The organism is Candidatus Leptofilum sp., assembly GCF_965223525.1.
Lineage (GTDB): Bacteria > Chloroflexota > Anaerolineae > Promineifilales > Promineifilaceae > Leptofilum.
In genome coordinates this window covers 25,683-42,693 of sequence record NZ_OZ245005.1, presented here as the reverse complement: position 1 = coordinate 42,693, position 17,011 = coordinate 25,683, and the positions used below count along the sequence as shown (strand labels likewise).

Sequence of the window (17,011 nt, the reverse complement as noted above, 5' to 3'; positions counted from 1 at the left end):
TCTTCAATGAAAATCGTATTGCGTATTCCGTTAGCTTTTACGCAATACGCACTATTCTCACAGGAGCATCTTATGTTCAAACGAATCATCATGGGGGTCACTTTTGCTCTGTTGCTGGGCATCATGACCTTTGCGGCTACAAAAGCCCAGACCGACCCAGAAGTGTATGGCTCTGACGATTGTGGTGAATGTCATGAAGCGGTGACTGCCCAGTGGGAAAATAGCGTTCATGGTCACGCTAGCGTCGTCGAGGGCTTTTTAGCAGCCTGGGCAGAGGCAAACAGTCCGCCAGAGTGCCTTAGCTGCCACACCACGGGCTTCGATCCAACCACCGGAACTTACGAAAAAGAGGGGGTCGCCTGCGAAACCTGCCATCCCTCAGACCCAGCGGAACATCCGCAAAAAATAATGCAAACGGATATCTCGTCCCGCTTGTGCGGCCAATGTCACACCGACACCTTTGCCGAATGGGAAACCAGCGTCCATGGCCAGGAAGAGCTAACCTGCGCCCGCTGCCACAATCCACATTCCAACGCGCTGCGCGTGGGCAGTATGCAAGACACCTGCCGCACCTGCCACAAAGAAGAAACGCACTTCTTTACTTTCACCACTCACGCAGATGAAGGGCTGCTTTGCACTGATTGCCATCTGGCTGCCAAGAGCGAGCCATTGGGCAACGGCCACAGCCAAATCAGCCATACCTTCTCCATCGGGTCAGAAACGTGTACCGCCTGCCACAATGAGGAAATGCACATGCCGGGCGGCAGTCCAAATCAGGCAATGGGTAATGAGGTGATGATGGAAGCTAGCATTTTGCCCGCCGATTCCGTGGAATCCCAAGACAACATTTCAACCTCCCAACCCTCGCCTAGCAGCCCCTATAACTTTGCAATTTTAGCCGCGCTGATTGGGATGGCATTTGGTCTGGTTGGCTCGCCCTGGCTAGAAAAATGGCAAGCAAAGCTGCGCGTGGAAAAAGATGGAGTTCGTGATGAATGCTAAAGTTGGACGACGTGATTTTATTAAGCTGGCTGCGGTGGGTACGGCCGTTTCCACTATCACCATCGCCGCCAAAGGGAATCCCTTGCCAAAGGAGGCCGGAAGCAGCCCACATCGCTGGGCAATGGTTATTGACCAAGCCAAATGTGTCGGCTGCGCCGAGTGCAGCCTGGCTTGCCAGGCCCACAACGACACCCGTGAAGATGCCCCCTGGAACCGAATGATCGAGCTGAAACCGATTAGCGGCGAAGCGGTGTACGCCCCGGTGCCATGTATGCACTGCGAAAACGCCCCCTGCGTAGACATTTGTCCGGTCGGAGCCACCTACCACCGCCCCGACGGCATTGTGATGATGGATTACGACAAGTGCATTGGCTGCCGCTACTGTCAGTTGGCCTGCCCTTACGGGGCGCGCACGTTCAATTGGGAAACGCATACCGGTGAAAATACGGCCGTCCCTGAATGGGGTGAACCAGAAGTTGAACGCCGAACTCGTGGTGTGGCCGAAAAATGCACCTTCTGCTTTCACCGGATTGATCGGGGATTGGCCGAAGGGCTCACGCCAGGCATTGATCGGCAGGCAACTCCCGCCTGCGTCGCCGCCTGCCCCGTCGGGGCACGGCTGTTTGGCAACCTGAACGATCCCGGTTCACCAGTGAGCCAGGCGTTGGCAAAATATCCATCAATACAGTTGCGGCAGGATTTAGGTACAAACCCGCGCGTTTACTACCTGCCCGCCCGCCGCGAAGATGATGAAAATATTGAAGAAGGTGTCTCATGAATATGTCCATGAACCAAAAAATCAAGCTAAATCGGGCTGTCTTTCCGTTGTGGGTCATTGCCCTTGCCTTGCTGATGGTGGCGGGCATTGGCGGAGCTATTTCCGTGTTTATCAATGGGCTGGCCGTTACCAATCTGACAGATTTGGTTCCCTGGGGCTTGTGGATTGGCATTGACCTTTCGGCCATTGCCCTAAGTGCAGGGGCATTTAGCCTGTCAGCGGCCGTTTACCTGTTTGGCTGGAAGAAGCTGCAACCGTTGGCCAGAACGGCCGTCTTCATCGGCTTTCTTGGCTACAGCATGGCCATGCTCTGCCTGCTTATGGACATTGGCCGCCCCGACCGCTTCTGGCACGCCATTGTCTTCTGGAACATCCACTCCCCGCTGTGGGAAGTGACCATGTGCGTAGTACTCTACTTCACCGTGTTGGTGCTGGAGGTGCTGCCCATCCTGGGCGCAGCGAGCTGGTTCAAAGCCCGCTGGCCCAAGCTGGCACAACGTTTGCACAATATCCATAAATTTGCCCCGATTTTGGCGATCTTTGGCCTCGGCTTTTCGCTGCTGCACCAATCCTCGCTAGGGGCCACCTACGGCGTACTCAAGGCACGACCCATCTGGTACAAGCCCAGTTTGGCCATCCTATTCATCGTTTCGGCGGTGATTGGTGGACTAGCGCTGACGGTGCTGGCATCCAAGCTAGCGGCTCTCTTCTCTGAGCGTGCCAACGTGCGGGGCGACATTTTAGATAAAGTGTCGCAAGCCATCGGCTGGATGCTGCTGGGTTACCTGTACCTGCGCTTTTGGGACACGCTGGGAATGGAATATACGCTGGAGCCAGGTAGAACTGAGGGGCTGCACATCCTCACTAACGGGGCGTTGGCCTTCAACTTTTGGCTTGGAGAACTGCTGCTAGGCATCTTGATTCCGGCGGTGATTTTGGTGAGCGGACGACTACGGCGGCAGCCCCGGCTGCACCTGCTGGCGCTGGCACTAACGGTGGGCGGACTCATTGCTTACCGTTGGGACATTAACATTGTGGGGCAGATGGTGGCGTTTACCGTTCTGCCAACGCAAATTGAGCCGCTGTACACTGCGTACCGCCCAGCTTTGGTAGAAATTCTGGTCGGTTTGGGCGTGATTGCTTATGGATTGCTGGGCTTTACGCTGGGTGTGCGCTATCTGGGCATTGTAGATCACAGTTCGCTGCCAGAAGAAGCAATCGAACCAGTTTTGGCAAGACCAAAAGCAGTTCCTACTGATTGAAGGTAACCAACAGGAAATCAACGTTTAATTTTTGAAGGATGGTTATGATGAGTGGATCGCAAGCAATGTTGACAATGGTGCTCTTATTTGCACTGCGCTGCCTGGTGCCGCTGGTGCTGGTCATTGGCATCGGGTATGCTATGAATTGGTTGGTAGATAGGTGGGAGGCAGAAGCGGCCGTTGCCGAAGCTGTTGGTGAACAAATGGCCGTTTTTACCCAACCTGCGGGCAATTGCTGGGCGTTTAACCAATGTGCCGACGAATTACGGGAAGGATGCCCCGGTTTTAAGCAGCAAATGACACCGTGCTGGCTGGTGCGAACCCGTGCCGAGGGTCATTTGCCAGATGATTGCCTAACATGCCCTATTTATAAAGAAGTCCCCTCCTTTGCTTGATCTCCCCACTACCCTCAATCCCCTCCCGTTGGGAGGGGAAATACGTTCCCTCAGCCCGCAGGGGGCGGGCAACGTCTCTACTCCTCCAACCCAATCAACCCATGCCGAATCGCATATTTCACCAATTCAATCCGACTGTGCAGGCTGAGTTTACGCATAATATTTTCCCGATGTCGGTCTACTGTTTTGACGCTAATTACCAACTTCTCCGCAATTTCCGGGTTAGTCAACCCTTCAGCGATGAGGATCAACACCTCCTGCTCACGGGGAGTCAAATCGCTAACGAGCGTGACCCCATCGCTGCCGCTGTTCCCACCCAGGTAGCTCTGCACCAACCGGGTGGCCAGCGAAGGGTAGAGGAAAACCTCTCCCCGGCTTACCGTGCGAATGGCGCGCACCAACTCGTCCGGGGCAGCCCGTTTGGGCAGGTAGCCAGAGGCACCTGCCTGAAGCATCTCAAAAAAATATTGGTCATCCTCGTGCATGGTGAGGGCAAGTACGGCCGTATTCCCCCCCACCTCTTTAATTTGCCGCGTCGCCTCGATGCCATTCATGCCGGGCATTTGGATATCCATCAGGATGACATCTGGCAGGAGAGTCTGCACTTGAGCCAATGCCTCTGCGCCTGATTCTGCTTCGCCGACGATTTCCATGTCTGGCTGGGCGTCTAGCAACATCCGCAGCCCGGAGCGTACCACGGCATGGTCATCTGCCAATACCAGCTTAATTTTAGACATCCTCGCCTCCATAAAAGTAGCCACGGATTACGCAGATTACATAGATTAGAATCCCAAAATCTGCGTTAATTTGCGGATAAAGTTACACGGCCATAATAGGAATTGTCACCTGAACGGCCGTTCCTTGCCCAGGCTGTGAATGCATCGCACAGCTACCGCCAACCAACGCCACCCGCTCCTGCATTCCCAATAAGCCCCACACATGGCGGCTACCATCTGACGCTTCAAAGACGGTTTTGGAATCGAAACCGCAGCCATCATCACGCACTTCCATGTTAAGCAGGCTGTCGCCAAATTCAAGGGTCACTGTCACTTGCTGAGCGCGGGCATGTTTGGCCACGTTGTTGAGTGCCTCTTGGGCAATGCGAAACAAGATGGTTTCAATATCTGGCTGCACCCGTTGGCGACGGCCGTTTAGCACAAATTCCGCCCGCACCCCAGAACGGTCGGCAAAAAGCTGCACCTGGCTTTGCAGAGCCGGTACCAAACCCAGATCGTCAAGGAGAGACGGCCGTAAATCTTGAATCAAATCTCGCAGCTCCTGCAATGCTTGGGTACTCGTCGTTTTTAGCTCGGTAAGCTGTGCGGCGGCAAGTTGGGGATTGTGCCGCACGTTTTCGCTGGCGGCAGCAAAGCCTAACCCCAAAGCTGTGAGTGCTTGCCCCGTGCCATCATGCAACTCACGGGCAATGCGCTGCCGCTCCCGCTCCTGTGCCGATACCACTTGATGCAACAACTCGCCCCGCAACGTCTCTCGCGCCTGCGATTCACCGTAGCGCGTTGCGTTTTCAATAGCAATAGTAAGCTGGCTGGCAATCGCTTCCAACAACGAAAAGTCCCGCTGTGGCAGCAGCGTCATTGCTGGCTCTAATCCCAAAACCAAACCGCCGCACACCATTTTCGCATCGCCCAGAGGGAAGCCCAACACGTAACTACCTAGCAATAGTTGAGCATCCGCCTGCCCGTTGGCTTCTAATTGCAGCGTAGCAGGCTGGCCATCGGCAAAGATAGCTGGCTGCCCGGTTTGCAATGTGTGCGCCACTAATATTTGCCCCTCATGGCAAATTGGCGAGCCACGTCGGGGCAACCCAACATGCCCAGCCTGGGCTTGACACCGCAGAGGCTCGTCAGGCTGGTCTCGCAAGATGATGAGACTGGTCTGCACATACGGCAGGCTTTCGCATATTTGCTCTACCGCCTGATTGAGCAGTCCATCTCTGTCTAGCGTAGCCGCCAGAGCGCGGGAAAGAGCAAAGAGGAGGGTAAGATCGTGAACGGCCGTTTGCAACTCTGCATTCAACTTCTCTGTTTCGCGCCGACTTTGCGCCTGGATGGCCAACGCCTCTTCCTGAGCCACCAGCCGTGCCTCGTTGGCCCGCGCCAAATTACGCTGCCGCTCTACCTCAAACGCCCGCAGCGCCCGCACAATAAAGATGGCCATCAAGGTTGCCATCACTGCCCGAAATAGCTGAATCGGCACGCCAAACAGCTCGGCAAACAAGGTCGTGTTAAGCACGTTGGCCGGAAATAAAAAGCTGGGGCTGGGAAAAACTTGGCCAAACACACCGTAAAGAAAAAGCGCCAGAGCCGCCCGCAATAAATCACGCCCCGTGCCTGGCAGTTCCAACCGTCGAAAGGTGCGCTGCTCCAACACAATAGCCCAGGCCGCCAGCACGGCCCCCGGAATGCCTAAAATATAGCGGGAGAGGGCGTCAACGGCCGTAATAAATTCATCTGGTGTTGGCTGATAAACCCAATAGGTTAGCAGCAGGCTGATGCCCCACAACCCTACCAATGCCCCTGCTGTCAGATAGGCAAACAGCTTCTCGGATCGCACTTCTTCCCGCTGCCGCGACAAATAAATAAGGCGAATACCAAAGATGAGCAGCAGCACAAACGAAAGCACCAGATGGCCCGCCCGCACCTGATCCAGCAAAAGCCAGACAGGGATATTTGCGGCTTCAGCCGCGCCCAGGCGCTGAAACATTTCAAACCATTCGTGCAGCCCGTGAACCAGACCAAAGCCAGCCAGCGGCCCCATTGCCTGCGCCAGCCGAAAAGACGAGGCGCGCCCCGACTCGACCCAGACCAGCAACCCCATGCAAAAGAAAGCGAGGCCGTAGAAAAAGTAGATAACGGTCAGATTTTGCTCAAAAAAAGACACCCACGCCTGCATGATGATACGGTAACTGATTTATCAGAATGCCAATAGTAGCCAAGAACATCAATTGCTGGTGATTTTTGTCATAATCGCTTGACCTCAAGCGCACTTGAGGTTTTATAATATCTGCATGAAACAATATACAATCAAACAAGCCGCTCAAATGAGCGGCACCACAGTTGCAACCCTACGCTATTATGAAGAAGCAGGTTTGCTTCGCTACATTCAACGCTTACCCAACGGGCACCGGCGTTACAATGAGCAAGATTTGGCCTGGATCGACTTCATAATCTGCCTGAGGGATGGTGGAATGCCAATTCAACAGCTTAAGCGATATGTTGATCTGTGCTACATGGACGGAACCGAGCAAGAACGCTGTCACTTGCTGGAAGATCATCGTATCGCTCTCAAGGTAAAGATCCACTCGCTTCAGCAACAATACGATCGTATCGAGGATAAAATTGATTGGTATCATGAGCAAATTGCAGCTCTAGCTGCAGAAACACCACGCTGATTTCAAGCAAAACACGCAAAACATTGTGAACTTATGCCCAAAGAGCTGCTAATTCTATGCAGATGGGTAAAGCTCGCCATAATTTTCAGGAGGTAAGCATGAAACTTGGTTTACAAATTATTCGATTTGATTGGGCTGGAAGCCCGCAAAATATTGGCTCACAGTTGAGCCAAATAGCCCAATTTGCTGACCAGGCTAACTTTGATTCGCTTTGGGTCATGGATCATTTTTTTCAAATGGGGGGTGCATCGGGGGAGCCATCTGCACCGATGATGGAAGGCTATACCACGTTAGCCTACCTAGCCGCCCTTACCCAGCAGATAAAAATTGGCACATTGGTAACCGGATACCTTTATCGCTATCCTGGCATCCTGGCTAAAACCATTTCAACTTTAGATGTTTTGTCTAAAGGACGCGCCTATCTTGGGATCGGGGCAGCTTGGTATAAAGAAGAGGCCGTGGGACTTGGCGTGCCGTTCCCACCCATCGCTACTCGGTTTGAACAGCTAGAAGAAACATTACAAGTTATTCAGCATATGTGGCGAGATGATCTGTCTCCCTTTGAGGGACAACATTACCAGCTGGCGAACCCCATGAACCACCCACAGCCCTTACAAACACCCCATCCTCCTATTTTAATTGGGTCAGAAGGGGAGAAGAAAGGTCTTAGATTGGTTGCCCAATACGCCAATGCCTGTAATTTTTATTTTGGTGTTACCGATCCTGCCTGGGGAGAATGGCATTATGAAAGGTACCAAAACAGCCTGCCCCACTTAAAGCATAAATGGGCCGTCTTAACCGATCATTGTGCTCAGTTTGATCGTGATCCCAGCGATATTGAATTTACTGTTTTAGGAACTATCAAACCGACCCGAAACAGCCAGGGGGATTCAGCTCAAAAATTACTTGATTATTTTGGCACCTTAAGGGAGATTGGCGTGGATCACATCATTGTCAATATTCCAGAAGTCGAGAAGATGAATTCGCTGGAAATTTTAGCCACAGATGTACTGCCAGCCGTTCATGCGATGGCGTAGAACTGAAGCAAACTGCTAAGGTGCATAACTCAACAAAACCTGATCCAATTCGTCACGAAACTGTAAGGAGATGGCACCTGTAAGGCCAAACGGCCGTTCCCATTCCACAATCACAGGCTGATCGGGCAAAAACGGACCGGGCCAGTTAGCCACTGGCACACCATCCACCAATAATGAGAGCATACCGGAGGTTACGGCCGTTACCTGCAACCCAATCTCCGCGCCGGTTTCTGTCTCATCCAGCCTCAACGCACCAAATTCGTTAGCCATGTCAAAGCTGCCCAAATTGTGAACGGGATACCAACGCTCCAGCCATTGCTTGCTCTGCCCGGCATCCAGCGAGACGTACGTCCAGAAGTCGGGGGTGACGCCGCTGCTCCACATTTCTACGTAGACGGTATCATCGTTGGTGTACAGGTGCGGTTCTAGGTTGGCCGGGCCGAAGAATTTATTACCGGGCATTTGTGTCTCATCAAAAACGCGCACGATGCCTTGCTGGGCGGTGTGGTCGTAGACGCCCGTGAAGCCTGTGCTCAAATTGGGGGCAAAGAAGCCGAGGTAATGGGTCCAGTCGCCGTAAATGTGGAAAAAACGGCCGTTATGCTCCGGCCAGTTCATCCATTCCCCAGCATTGGGCAGGTAGCTGGCATTTGCATCTCGGGAATGTACCTGCACCTGGGCTGCCGGGACGATGAATTCGGTGGCGTCATTGGTTGTATTGTCACCGAGGGCAATCATTGCGTTGAGCCAATATTGGTAGTTGTGGGAAACGGCCGTGTCGTTCATCACAAACGGTTCCAGCGTCATATAATTGTGATCGCCATCCAGCGAAATCGTCACGCCCACCGTCATCCCCGTCTGGTCCTCCACATCACTCACGGTGATGGAAACAGTATCGCTTAGAACTTCTGTTGTGGTGTCCCAGGGGCGATACTCATTCAGGCCATGCTCATCGGTGGGGAACGCCCACTCGATGCCGCCGCTGGCCAGCCACCAGCCCCGCCCCCCCCACGCCGTCGGCTTCAGCACCGGATTGGCGTACAGCAGCTGCCGCCCTGTCACCTTGTCCTGCCAGCGGTAAAGCCGCCCGCCCAGCTCCGGCAAAACCGTCACCGCTACATAGCTGTTGTGCAGCGTGATGGCGTTAAACGTGCGGTCAAGAATCGGCTTTTGGAAGACACAATCATGGTTGATGCCGGGATACGGGTAAGCAATGTGGTCTGAGGGCAATGTTACCAGGCAATCTGGATGGTCATACTGGTACGATGAAATCGCAATCGTCCCCTGCTCAATCCACAGCACACCCGGCTCGATGGGTTGTGGCGTTGGCGTGGCGAGCGTCCCATCCCGCAAAACCAGCGGCAAATAAGCCATCGGCTCCGGCGTTCCACTCACTTGCGCCACAGCAGCAGAACCTAAAAAAGGCTGCGCTACCAGCAGCAAAACTACAAACAAGCTTAAACCTAACACAAAAGGGAAAATGAACTGAAATTTGCTCCGCCCAGCAAACATTTCGCTAACTCCATGCGCACCCACTTTGACGGAAATTTTTGCAGTAGACTGCCCCAGCGGGTACACCTCAAACATTCAGTGAAGCACACCCCACATTATCAACGCACCGCGTCAAAATGTCTATGAACAACTCGATAAATTGAGGCAAAAGAAATCCAATACATCATGCTATAATTACGCAAAACGCCACGTTTTGAGGGAAATAGCTTATGTCTTCAACTGGAATCATTTTACTTAAATACCTTGCTCCCGTTTTAGCCCGGATGGCCTTTGCCAAAGCGCTTGGTGGCACAATCTCGCCAGAAGATGTGGCCGAGTCGCTTTCTGATCTTGGCCCATTTACCGACAAAATTGAAGCAATTACCGGAGATTACAAGGCAGCAACCCGAGGCAACCGTCTTTTTGAAGAAGCTGGCGAAATTGCTGCTGAAAACTTAACGGAACTTTTTGGGCGTGAAGGGGATGGCATAGAAAAAGATCGTATAGAAGCCATAGTTAAAGACGCTGCAAATTTGCTTGAACGCAAAGGTTTACGTTTGCTGATTGATGCAAGTTATGAGTCAACAAAATTTATCAAAGCGGTTGGCGCAATTCCCCTGGACCATTTGCATTTAGATTCGCATGAGGTTGAATTTTTTCGCCGTGTTTTGCAAGAAAGTGGCAGGATTCTATTCACAGTCGCCGAGAAACTACCTCACTTTGACCGCGAAAATGCAGCTAGATTATTGCAAAATGATGCTCAAATTTTGTTTGAGGTGCGCGAAGCAATCGAAATACTTAGACGCATGGAAGCAGTTAGTCAAGAAAATAATCCACACGAAATCGCAGCCAATTTTGAGCGAGACTATCGCAGGCTTTTGTCAGTCGATTTAGATAAATTAAGATTATTTGGCGTTCCACAAATCGACCGTTATCATCAACCATTAACTATAGCTTTTATCCAACTCCATGCCTCAGAAAGAAAAACTTATAAGCGGGAACAGAAACTTCAGTTGAGTCTATTTTCTGAACTAAATAGCACTGAATATTTTCACTATGCAAACACGCTTGAACAGACATTGTCTGCTGAGAGAATTCTTATTGTAGGGCGTGCTGGAGCGGGAAAAACCACTTTGCTTAAATGGATTGCCGTACGATTAGCCAAACAAGATGAAACAACTCCTGTTGAATGGCATGGGAAAATTCCATTTTATGTACGCGTAAGAGACTATGCAGACAAACCTTTTCCAAGCCACAGACAATTACCAGTTCAATATGGTAGAAGCCAGGACCTGGAGGGCAGTGTACCCATCGGCTGGGTAGATCAACAAGGGAGTGACTAAACACAAAGGCATGGTATAAAAGGCACATGAACCAATGTCCGCACTGTCACCGAACAGATTCTCAAGTTAGAAATGGCAAAACTGTGGCTGGTAGCCAAGTATTCAAATGCAAAGCCTGCAATCGTAAATATGTACCCCAGCCTCAGCCAAATGGCCATCCAATTGCCATCCGCCAACAAGCCATTCGCTTGGTCTTGGATGGCAATAGCCAACGTCAGGCAGCACGACATCTAGGTGTTGCGCCACAGTCGGTCGCTAATTGGCTTAAAGCATACGCTGATAAGTTGCCATCAACCTTGCCCGGCCCTAATGAACCAGTGGAAGTAGCTGAACAGGATGAGCTCTTCACCTTTATCGGTGAGAAAAAAACGAAATCTACATCATGACCGTTGTAGACCGGCAAACCCGCTGTTTTCTAGGGATTGAGCCCGTTTTGCAACGCACGCAGGCAGTGGCACAAAAAATGATTGATGAGGCGCCTGCCGAGCAGTATTACAGTGACAAGTTCCCTCTGTACGACAGTTTGATTTATCGTCGCGGCTACCATTTATCGCTAAGAGATAAGAGCGAAACGTACTCAGTTGAAGGAGGCAATGCGGAACTGCGACACTATCTCACTCGACTAGTCAGAAAGAGCCGTTGCTTCTCACGCAGCTTGGTTTGGTTAAATCGTCATGTGAAAGCGTTTGCTCATGCCTGGAACCGACGTCAGTTGCACAATCGGATGCGGCCGTTTGACAAGAAACATGTGATTGAGTTCGTATGCCTACAGAATTAGCCACTCCCATCAACAATTACGTAGTAATCGAGGCGTTATTCTATTAGACGGACTAGATGAAGTGCGAGCTGAAAAACGCTTGGAAGCTTTTGAATGGTTAAATGTATTAGTAACTCGATATCCTAATACCACTTATATAATTAGCACCCGTCCAGCAACACTTGAGGAGATTTCAACTCATCAAATGTTGATAAACTTAAAATTTAACCAGTTTGTTTTACGTCCAATGGATACAAAGCAGATTGACCAGTTTATCGAACAATGGCATATGGCCATAGGAGATGATTCTTGTTCCTTACCAAAGACAGAAAAAGAGAACTTGCCTCAACTTGCTCAAAAATTGCGTAAAACCTTAGCTAATCGGGCGCAATTGGGGGAGTTGGCTAGTAACCCTTTACTTTGTGCCATGATTTGTGCTTTACATCACCGTTATAAACGAGAACTACCTAATAATCGAATACGGCTTTATAAACTTTGCCTTGAAACTCTGCTCGATGGGCGAGATGCAGAAAGAGGGGTAGATATGGGAGATTATAAACTTGCTTTAGGCCGTATTCCAGAAATACAACCTTATCTCAGCAGAGTGGCTTATTGGATGATGCGCCACGACCAATCTGTCATTAGTCGAGTTGAGCTGAGACGACAATTGCAGCTTCCCGACAGTGAAATTATTACAGTTCAGTTAGTGAACTATCTCGCAGAACGTTCTGCTCTATTACAAGAACAAGCAAAAGATGAGTTTGACTTCGTTCATAGATCTTTTCAAGAGTACCTGACTGCAGAACGGATAATACATGATGGTGATACACTCATTGAAATCTTCATGGAGCGTGCTCAAGAAAGGAGGTGGAGAGACACAATAAAACTAACAGCGGGGCTTGGGACAGAACAAGATAAAAAAAATTTACTAAGTGCATTAATAAATTTAAGTAATCAAGATGGTAATGATTGGTCATTTCGGTTTGCTCTAGAATGCTATGATTTAATGATTGCGCCATCGAGTCGCTTAAGAAAAATGATAAGGTACCTCATAAAGAAAAAATATGATGAGGATGAACGCTTATTGGATATCAGCAATTCGGACATTACTTCAATTCCTCCTCTTGATGAGCTCAAAAAATTAAAATATTTGCATATGCGCAATACGTCAATTTCTGACATGGCTTTACCAAGTCTTGCGCCGTTAAGAAAATTGAAGCATCTTGACATAAGCGATACCGCAATACAAGGTTCTGGTTTACCGCACCTTGAACCATTAACTAATTTAAGCACGCTATATTTAATGTCTACATCCGTTACAGATACGGACCTCCCTGCTCTCCTGCCACTAACAAGCTTAAAAAACCTGTACTTGAGCAGCACAAGAATCACAGATTCTGGTCTCAATACCCTAATGACATTACCGAATTTAGTTCTTCTAGATCTTGATAATACATATATAACTGATGACGGCTTGGAAACCTTGTCCAAATTTGGTAAATTGAAAATCTTGAGCTTAGAAAGACTGAAAATAACTGATAGTAACTTGAATTTACTTGCCCAATTACCTAATCTTGAATGGCTCTATCTACGCTTCACATCAGTAACTGATGCCGGCATGTTCGCTTTCTTAAAATTTCCCGAACTAAAATTGCTAGCTCTAGACGGTACAAAAATCACGAATTTCGGACTTTCAGTTGTTTCACAGATAAGCAATCTGGAACATCTATTTCTTGGGAAAACTGCTATTACTGATGATGGCATATTTGAAATTAGTAAGTTATCAAACCTTCAAGGTCTAAATTTGAGCCATAATGAGTTAACCGATGCATGCTTACCATCGCTTTCCGAACTTTCAAGCTTAGAGTATTTAGATCTTAGTGATACAAAAATATCTGATAGTGGCCTTCAGTTTCTAACAACGCTCACGAAATTACATACGGTGCGACTGGATAATACAGGGGTTTCCGAAGTAGGCATAAAATCTCTTTCTGTACTCCCTGAGCTAACACGATTAGATCTAAAAAATACTGGCATAAGCGTTTCAAGCCTGGATAGTATAAAAAATAATTTCAACAAAGAAATTCGAATATTTTTGTAGGTATAAACTAAAACAAATCTGTAGCAAGCATCTTCCTCAAGTGACAAATAAAGTATCAACATACAAATTTAAAGATTTGGTGTCTGAGGATACTGACTCCTCAGTTAAAAGCTAGAAACGTGGGAGGCTAAGGTAATAGCTCGTCTAGCTCGGTGGAGAGGGCGTTGAGTTCGGTGCGAGCAACGGCCGTTTCCCTCTCCAACTCCTCTTTTCTTTCACCCTTCGCACGGGCTAGCTGGAAAGTAAGCTGCGCCAGCCACCCCTCCGTCTCCTCAATTTGCTCCGTCAGTTCGCGGATGCAGCGATTACATACGTGTCGAGCTTCGGACATGAAGTAAGTTGCCAAAAATGGTAATAAATGTCCACGGCAATGTTGATTTTCCTCACAGGCAGATAATCAACGGATTCAGTAAAATTTTCATGTGGTAACGGCCGTTTACCCAAAGTTATCTCTAGCACAACCTATCAACCGTGGTGTGGAGGGATTCACATGAAAAAGTTCAAACAGTTTGCGAATAGCTATCCATTGGCATTTGTGCTGACGATGATCGTGCTCATGATCCTGTTAATGGGCGGGGCGGCTGCCGCCGCCATCGGCTTACTTGGGTTTGAAATGACCGACGTCATGCCCCAGATCATCGGACAGGTTGTGGCAACCCTGGGCTTCTTATTTATTTTGTGGCGCTTTGATTGGTTGGTGGCAGTTGGAATCCGCCATCGCGGGAATCGCCGGGTTTGGTTAGTAACGGCCATTCTGCTCATCTACAATGCCCTTGCACTGCTTTTCGCCTTTTTTGGCACCCTCCGTGTCGATTTATCACTGAGTTCAGACATGATCCCTGCCTTAGTACATACAACAATGGCGGGTATCATGGAAGAAATTCTGCTGCGTGGGCTTATTCTGTACGCGCTTGTGCAATCATGGGGCCAGAGACGACGAGGGGTAGTAACGGCCGTATTGGTCAGCGCCTTCTTATTTAGCGTACTCCATTTTTTCAATCTGGCCACTGGTGAGTGGAGCATCACCGCCCTGCAGGTCTTGGAAGCCTTTATTTCGGCAATATTGTATGGTGGATTGGTTCTCGTCGGGGGTTCCGTCTGGCCTGCGGTGGTTTTGCACAGTGGCATCAATCTTCTGGCCAATATTGCCGTCCTAAACGATCCGGGATTTGTTATGACAGCTCCGATTTACTGGTCGCTCATTTTATTTGAACTGCCCATTGTTTTTTACGGCTGTTACCTCCTGACACAAGTCAGATTGAATCCCCCGGATTCACCAACTCAACTGGCAGCCAGCACCCTTTGATCAGTGCCGATTTTTACAGCTGCCATTCGTTCCTGCCTAGGCCATTAATTCATCTAGTTCGGTGGAAAGGGTGTCAAGTTCAGTTTGGGCGACAGTGCGTTCCCTCTTCAATTCTTCTTTTCTTTCCCCCTGCGCACGAGCTAGCTGAAAAGTAAGCTGCGCCAGCCATCCCTCCGTCTCCTCAATTTGCTCAGTCAGTTCACGAATGCGGCGGCTGCGTGTGCGGCGGTCATCTTCCGTAAATTTCGCCGGATCGACCACATCCTCAATCCAATCGAGATTGACGGGGGCTTGCTCTTTTTCTTTGGTTGGCAGCGCCACTTTGGAAGACACGGTGGTGATGGCAGCTTCCCCGCCCTCCTTGGTTGCCAGAAATTCTTGGTAGGTGCCGTCGAAGATGTGCAAGCGACCATGGTCGCCTTCTTCCCGCAACTCCCAAATTTGGGTGGCCAGGCGGTCTACCAAATAGCGATCGTGGCTCACCAGCACAATTGTGCCGTCGAACTGCTCCAGCACCGCTTGCAATGCCTCCTGCGAGGGGATGTCCAGATGGTTCGTCGGCTCATCCAGCAGCAAAAAGTTGGCCTCATCCAGCGCCAGCAAAGCGAGTGCCAAACGCCCCCGCTCGCCGCCACTGAGATCGCCCACCTGCTTAAACACATCATCCCCCCGGAACAGATATTGTCCCAAATAGTTCCGCGCCTCTTCCGGCGACATTGCTTTGTGGGCAATCACCTCATCCAACACGCGCTTTTGTACGTCTAGCTGCTCATGCCCCTGGGCAAAGTAGCCGCGAATGAGGCCATCCCCCAGCCGAATTTTGCCCCGCAGCGGCGCGATTTCGCCCATGAGGGTGCGCAGGAAGGTGCTTTTGCCGCTGCCGTTGGGGCCAATCAGGGCCACGCAATCCAGCCGCTCCAGGTTGATGTCGTCGCAGTCGAACAGAATGTTGCCGGGGTAGCCGATTCGCAGCTTTTTGGTGCGCAGCACAAAGCGACTGCCGCGCTGCTCTGGCTTGAGCTTAATTTTTAGCTTGGGCATCCGGCTGGCAGGCGTGGGCAGCTCTTTAATCCGCTGGGCGGCTTCGTTGACGGTGAAGGTGCGGACGCGCTCGCCCACCTGCAGCCAATTTTTGCCCTGCATCCCCAGCACACCCAGCTCTTCGATGAGCACAATGTCGCGGGTGAGCCGCTTGAGCTTGCCCTTGGCGATGTCTGTTTTACCACCGGCGATATTTTTGCGGATGAAGGCCAGTTCTGCTTCCAGCCGAGCCATCTCGTTGGCAAAAACGGTTTCTTCGTGCTGCCACTCGATTTCTCGCTGCTGGACGTAGGTGCTGTAGTTGCCCTTGTAGCTTTTCACGCCAGTGGGTTCCATCGCCCACACCTGGTTAACAACCCGGTCTAAAAAGTAGCGGTCGTGGCTAACAATGAGCAGACAGCCGTCCCAGGTGCGTAGCGTTTTTTCTAGCCATTCGATAGCGGCCGTATCTAAATGATTGGTTGGTTCATCCAAAATGAGCAGAGCGGGCTTCTCCAGCAGCAATCTACCCAACAAGACGCGCGTTTTTTGGCCGCCGCTGAGGTGCGTCAGGGGCACGTCCCACTCATCTGGCGCAAAGCCCAACCCGTGCAGAACACGCTTGATGTCGTGCTGGTAGTCGTAACCGCCACCGTGTTCGTAGAGGGTTTGGATACAGCCGTACTCATCCAACACCGCCTCCCCCATTTCTCCCGCCTCCATTTTGGCCTCAAGTTCACGCAGCCGCGTCTCCTGGCCGCGCAAATCAGCAAAAACGGAGAGCATCTCTTCATAAACCGTGTTGTCCTGCCCAGCAAAGGTCAGCACCGCTTCCTGCCGCAAATAGCCCAGCGTCAAATTTTCATCTCGCTTGACGGTGCCGCCAGTTGGCTCCAGCAGCCCCGCCAAAATGAGCAGGAGCGTGGTTTTGCCTACGCCATTTGGCCCCACTAGACCCACCCGATCTTTAGCGTGCAGCAACACCGAGACGTCCTCGAACAAGTCGTCTGCGCCAAAGGCATGTTCTAGCTGGTTTGCCTGCAAAATCATCATGTGGGAATGATAGTTTGGGGTGGCGTTCCGGGCAAGCAAGGAGGGTGTGATTTT

The 17,011-nt window shown here is 50.6% G+C and carries 16 protein-coding genes; 11 read left to right on the top strand and 5 right to left on the bottom strand.

Features of this window, described 5'->3' with window-relative positions:
- Positions 1 to 72 precede the first annotated feature (72 nt).
- Genes ACOQPM_RS17425 through ACOQPM_RS17410 form a run of 4 tightly spaced genes read left to right on the top strand, consistent with a single transcriptional unit; the run spans position 73 to position 3,437 of the window.
- The gene (locus tag ACOQPM_RS17425; RefSeq protein ID WP_420631539.1) at positions 73 to 1,002 is read left to right on the top strand and encodes a multiheme c-type cytochrome; all 930 of its coding nucleotides are present in this window, start codon (positions 73 to 75) and stop codon (positions 1,000 to 1,002) included.
- Entirely contained in the window at positions 992 to 1,780 is a 789-nt protein-coding gene (gene dsrO, locus ACOQPM_RS17420; protein ID WP_420631538.1) for a sulfate reduction electron transfer complex DsrMKJOP subunit DsrO, read from the top strand. Before ACOQPM_RS17425 ends, dsrO begins: the two co-directional genes overlap by 11 nt.
- 8 nt (positions 1,781 to 1,788) lie before the next feature.
- The gene (gene nrfD, locus ACOQPM_RS17415; RefSeq protein WP_420631537.1) at positions 1,789 to 3,042 is read left to right on the top strand and encodes an NrfD/PsrC family molybdoenzyme membrane anchor subunit; all 1,254 of its coding nucleotides are present in this window, start codon (positions 1,789 to 1,791) and stop codon (positions 3,040 to 3,042) included.
- A gap of 44 nt (positions 3,043 to 3,086) precedes the next feature.
- The gene (locus ACOQPM_RS17410; protein WP_420631536.1) at positions 3,087 to 3,437 is read left to right on the top strand and encodes a hypothetical protein; all 351 of its coding nucleotides are present in this window, start codon (positions 3,087 to 3,089) and stop codon (positions 3,435 to 3,437) included.
- Between the two features lie 77 nt (positions 3,438 to 3,514).
- On the opposite strand, the gene ACOQPM_RS17405 is transcribed toward ACOQPM_RS17410, so the two are convergent.
- Both ACOQPM_RS17405 and ACOQPM_RS17400 read right to left on the bottom strand, forming a co-directional pair.
- Positions 3,515 to 4,174, bottom strand: a complete 660-nt coding sequence (locus ACOQPM_RS17405; protein WP_420631535.1) for a response regulator — start codon at positions 4,172 to 4,174, stop codon at positions 3,515 to 3,517.
- An 82-nt stretch (positions 4,175 to 4,256) separates the two neighbouring features.
- Positions 4,257 to 6,338 (bottom strand): histidine kinase, encoded by a 2,082-nt coding sequence (locus ACOQPM_RS17400; RefSeq protein WP_420631534.1) that lies wholly within the window; start codon positions 6,336 to 6,338, stop codon positions 4,257 to 4,259.
- Between the two features lie 127 nt (positions 6,339 to 6,465).
- On the opposite strand from ACOQPM_RS17400, the gene ACOQPM_RS17395 reads away from it, so the two are divergent.
- Complete coding sequence (locus ACOQPM_RS17395) at positions 6,466 to 6,849, top strand: MerR family transcriptional regulator (RefSeq protein ID WP_420631533.1); 384 nt, start codon at positions 6,466 to 6,468, stop codon at positions 6,847 to 6,849.
- A gap of 98 nt (positions 6,850 to 6,947) precedes the next feature.
- Positions 6,948 to 7,886, top strand: coding sequence for an LLM class F420-dependent oxidoreductase (locus tag ACOQPM_RS17390; protein ID WP_420631532.1), 939 nt, complete (start codon positions 6,948 to 6,950; stop codon positions 7,884 to 7,886).
- Between the two features lie 15 nt (positions 7,887 to 7,901).
- Here ACOQPM_RS17390 and ACOQPM_RS17385 read toward each other — a convergent pair whose 3' ends face one another.
- Positions 7,902 to 9,398: a DUF5107 domain-containing protein gene (locus tag ACOQPM_RS17385; protein ID WP_420631531.1), complete on the bottom strand. Its 1,497-nt coding sequence runs from the start codon at positions 9,396 to 9,398 to the stop codon at positions 7,902 to 7,904.
- 209 nt (positions 9,399 to 9,607) lie between these two features.
- Between ACOQPM_RS17385 and ACOQPM_RS17380 the strand changes: the two genes are divergently transcribed.
- Genes ACOQPM_RS17380 through ACOQPM_RS17365 form a run of 4 tightly spaced genes read left to right on the top strand, consistent with a single transcriptional unit; the run spans position 9,608 to position 13,578 of the window.
- Positions 9,608 to 10,720 carry an NACHT domain-containing protein gene (locus ACOQPM_RS17380; RefSeq protein WP_420631530.1) on the top strand — a complete coding sequence of 371 codons (1,113 nt, stop codon included), beginning with the start codon at positions 9,608 to 9,610 and terminating at the stop codon, positions 10,718 to 10,720.
- A 26-nt stretch (positions 10,721 to 10,746) separates the two neighbouring features.
- On the top strand, positions 10,747 to 11,106 hold the full coding sequence (locus ACOQPM_RS17375; protein WP_420627217.1) for a helix-turn-helix domain-containing protein: 360 nt from the start codon (positions 10,747 to 10,749) through the stop codon (positions 11,104 to 11,106).
- Positions 11,103 to 11,498, top strand: coding sequence for an IS1 family transposase (locus tag ACOQPM_RS17370; RefSeq protein ID WP_420627216.1), 396 nt, complete (start codon positions 11,103 to 11,105; stop codon positions 11,496 to 11,498). The genes ACOQPM_RS17375 and ACOQPM_RS17370 overlap by 4 nt, the downstream gene beginning before the upstream one ends.
- Positions 11,473 to 13,578 carry an NACHT domain-containing protein gene (locus ACOQPM_RS17365; RefSeq protein WP_420631529.1) on the top strand — a complete coding sequence of 702 codons (2,106 nt, stop codon included), beginning with the start codon at positions 11,473 to 11,475 and terminating at the stop codon, positions 13,576 to 13,578. Before ACOQPM_RS17370 ends, ACOQPM_RS17365 begins: the two co-directional genes overlap by 26 nt.
- A gap of 127 nt (positions 13,579 to 13,705) precedes the next feature.
- On the opposite strand, the gene ACOQPM_RS17360 is transcribed toward ACOQPM_RS17365, so the two are convergent.
- The gene (locus ACOQPM_RS17360) at positions 13,706 to 13,909 is read right to left on the bottom strand and encodes a hypothetical protein (RefSeq protein ID WP_420631528.1); all 204 of its coding nucleotides are present in this window, start codon (positions 13,907 to 13,909) and stop codon (positions 13,706 to 13,708) included.
- A 159-nt stretch (positions 13,910 to 14,068) separates the two neighbouring features.
- Between ACOQPM_RS17360 and ACOQPM_RS17355 the strand changes: the two genes are divergently transcribed.
- Complete coding sequence (locus tag ACOQPM_RS17355; protein WP_420631527.1) at positions 14,069 to 14,884, top strand: CPBP family intramembrane glutamic endopeptidase; 816 nt, start codon at positions 14,069 to 14,071, stop codon at positions 14,882 to 14,884.
- A gap of 36 nt (positions 14,885 to 14,920) precedes the next feature.
- Here ACOQPM_RS17355 and abc-f read toward each other — a convergent pair whose 3' ends face one another.
- Complete coding sequence (gene abc-f, locus ACOQPM_RS17350; RefSeq protein ID WP_420631526.1) at positions 14,921 to 16,957, bottom strand: ribosomal protection-like ABC-F family protein; 2,037 nt, start codon at positions 16,955 to 16,957, stop codon at positions 14,921 to 14,923.
- Between the last annotated feature and the right edge of the window lie 54 nt (positions 16,958 to 17,011).

Excerpts from the sequence above, each read along its gene's own strand:
- ACOQPM_RS17380 (WP_420631530.1), top strand. The coding sequence starts at position 9,608 with ATGTCTTCAACTGGAATCATTTTACTTAAATACCTTGCTCCCGTTTTA.
- ACOQPM_RS17405 (WP_420631535.1), bottom strand. The coding sequence starts at position 4,174 with ATGTCTAAAATTAAGCTGGTATTGGCAGATGACCATGCCGTGGTACGC.
- ACOQPM_RS17370 (WP_420627216.1), top strand. The coding sequence starts at position 11,103 with ATGACCGTTGTAGACCGGCAAACCCGCTGTTTTCTAGGGATTGAGCCC.
- nrfD (WP_420631537.1), top strand. The coding sequence starts at position 1,789 with ATGAACCAAAAAATCAAGCTAAATCGGGCTGTCTTTCCGTTGTGGGTC.
- ACOQPM_RS17360 (WP_420631528.1), bottom strand. The coding sequence starts at position 13,909 with ATGTCCGAAGCTCGACACGTATGTAATCGCTGCATCCGCGAACTGACG.
- ACOQPM_RS17355 (WP_420631527.1), top strand. The coding sequence starts at position 14,069 with ATGAAAAAGTTCAAACAGTTTGCGAATAGCTATCCATTGGCATTTGTG.
- ACOQPM_RS17410 (WP_420631536.1), top strand. The coding sequence starts at position 3,087 with ATGATGAGTGGATCGCAAGCAATGTTGACAATGGTGCTCTTATTTGCA.
- abc-f (WP_420631526.1), bottom strand. The coding sequence starts at position 16,957 with ATGATGATTTTGCAGGCAAACCAGCTAGAACATGCCTTTGGCGCAGAC.
- ACOQPM_RS17375 (WP_420627217.1), top strand. The coding sequence starts at position 10,747 with ATGAACCAATGTCCGCACTGTCACCGAACAGATTCTCAAGTTAGAAAT.
- dsrO (WP_420631538.1), top strand. The coding sequence starts at position 992 with ATGAATGCTAAAGTTGGACGACGTGATTTTATTAAGCTGGCTGCGGTG.
- ACOQPM_RS17385 (WP_420631531.1), bottom strand. The coding sequence starts at position 9,398 with ATGTTTGCTGGGCGGAGCAAATTTCAGTTCATTTTCCCTTTTGTGTTA.
- ACOQPM_RS17390 (WP_420631532.1), top strand. The coding sequence starts at position 6,948 with ATGAAACTTGGTTTACAAATTATTCGATTTGATTGGGCTGGAAGCCCG.
- ACOQPM_RS17425 (WP_420631539.1), top strand. The coding sequence starts at position 73 with ATGTTCAAACGAATCATCATGGGGGTCACTTTTGCTCTGTTGCTGGGC.
- ACOQPM_RS17395 (WP_420631533.1), top strand. The coding sequence starts at position 6,466 with ATGAAACAATATACAATCAAACAAGCCGCTCAAATGAGCGGCACCACA.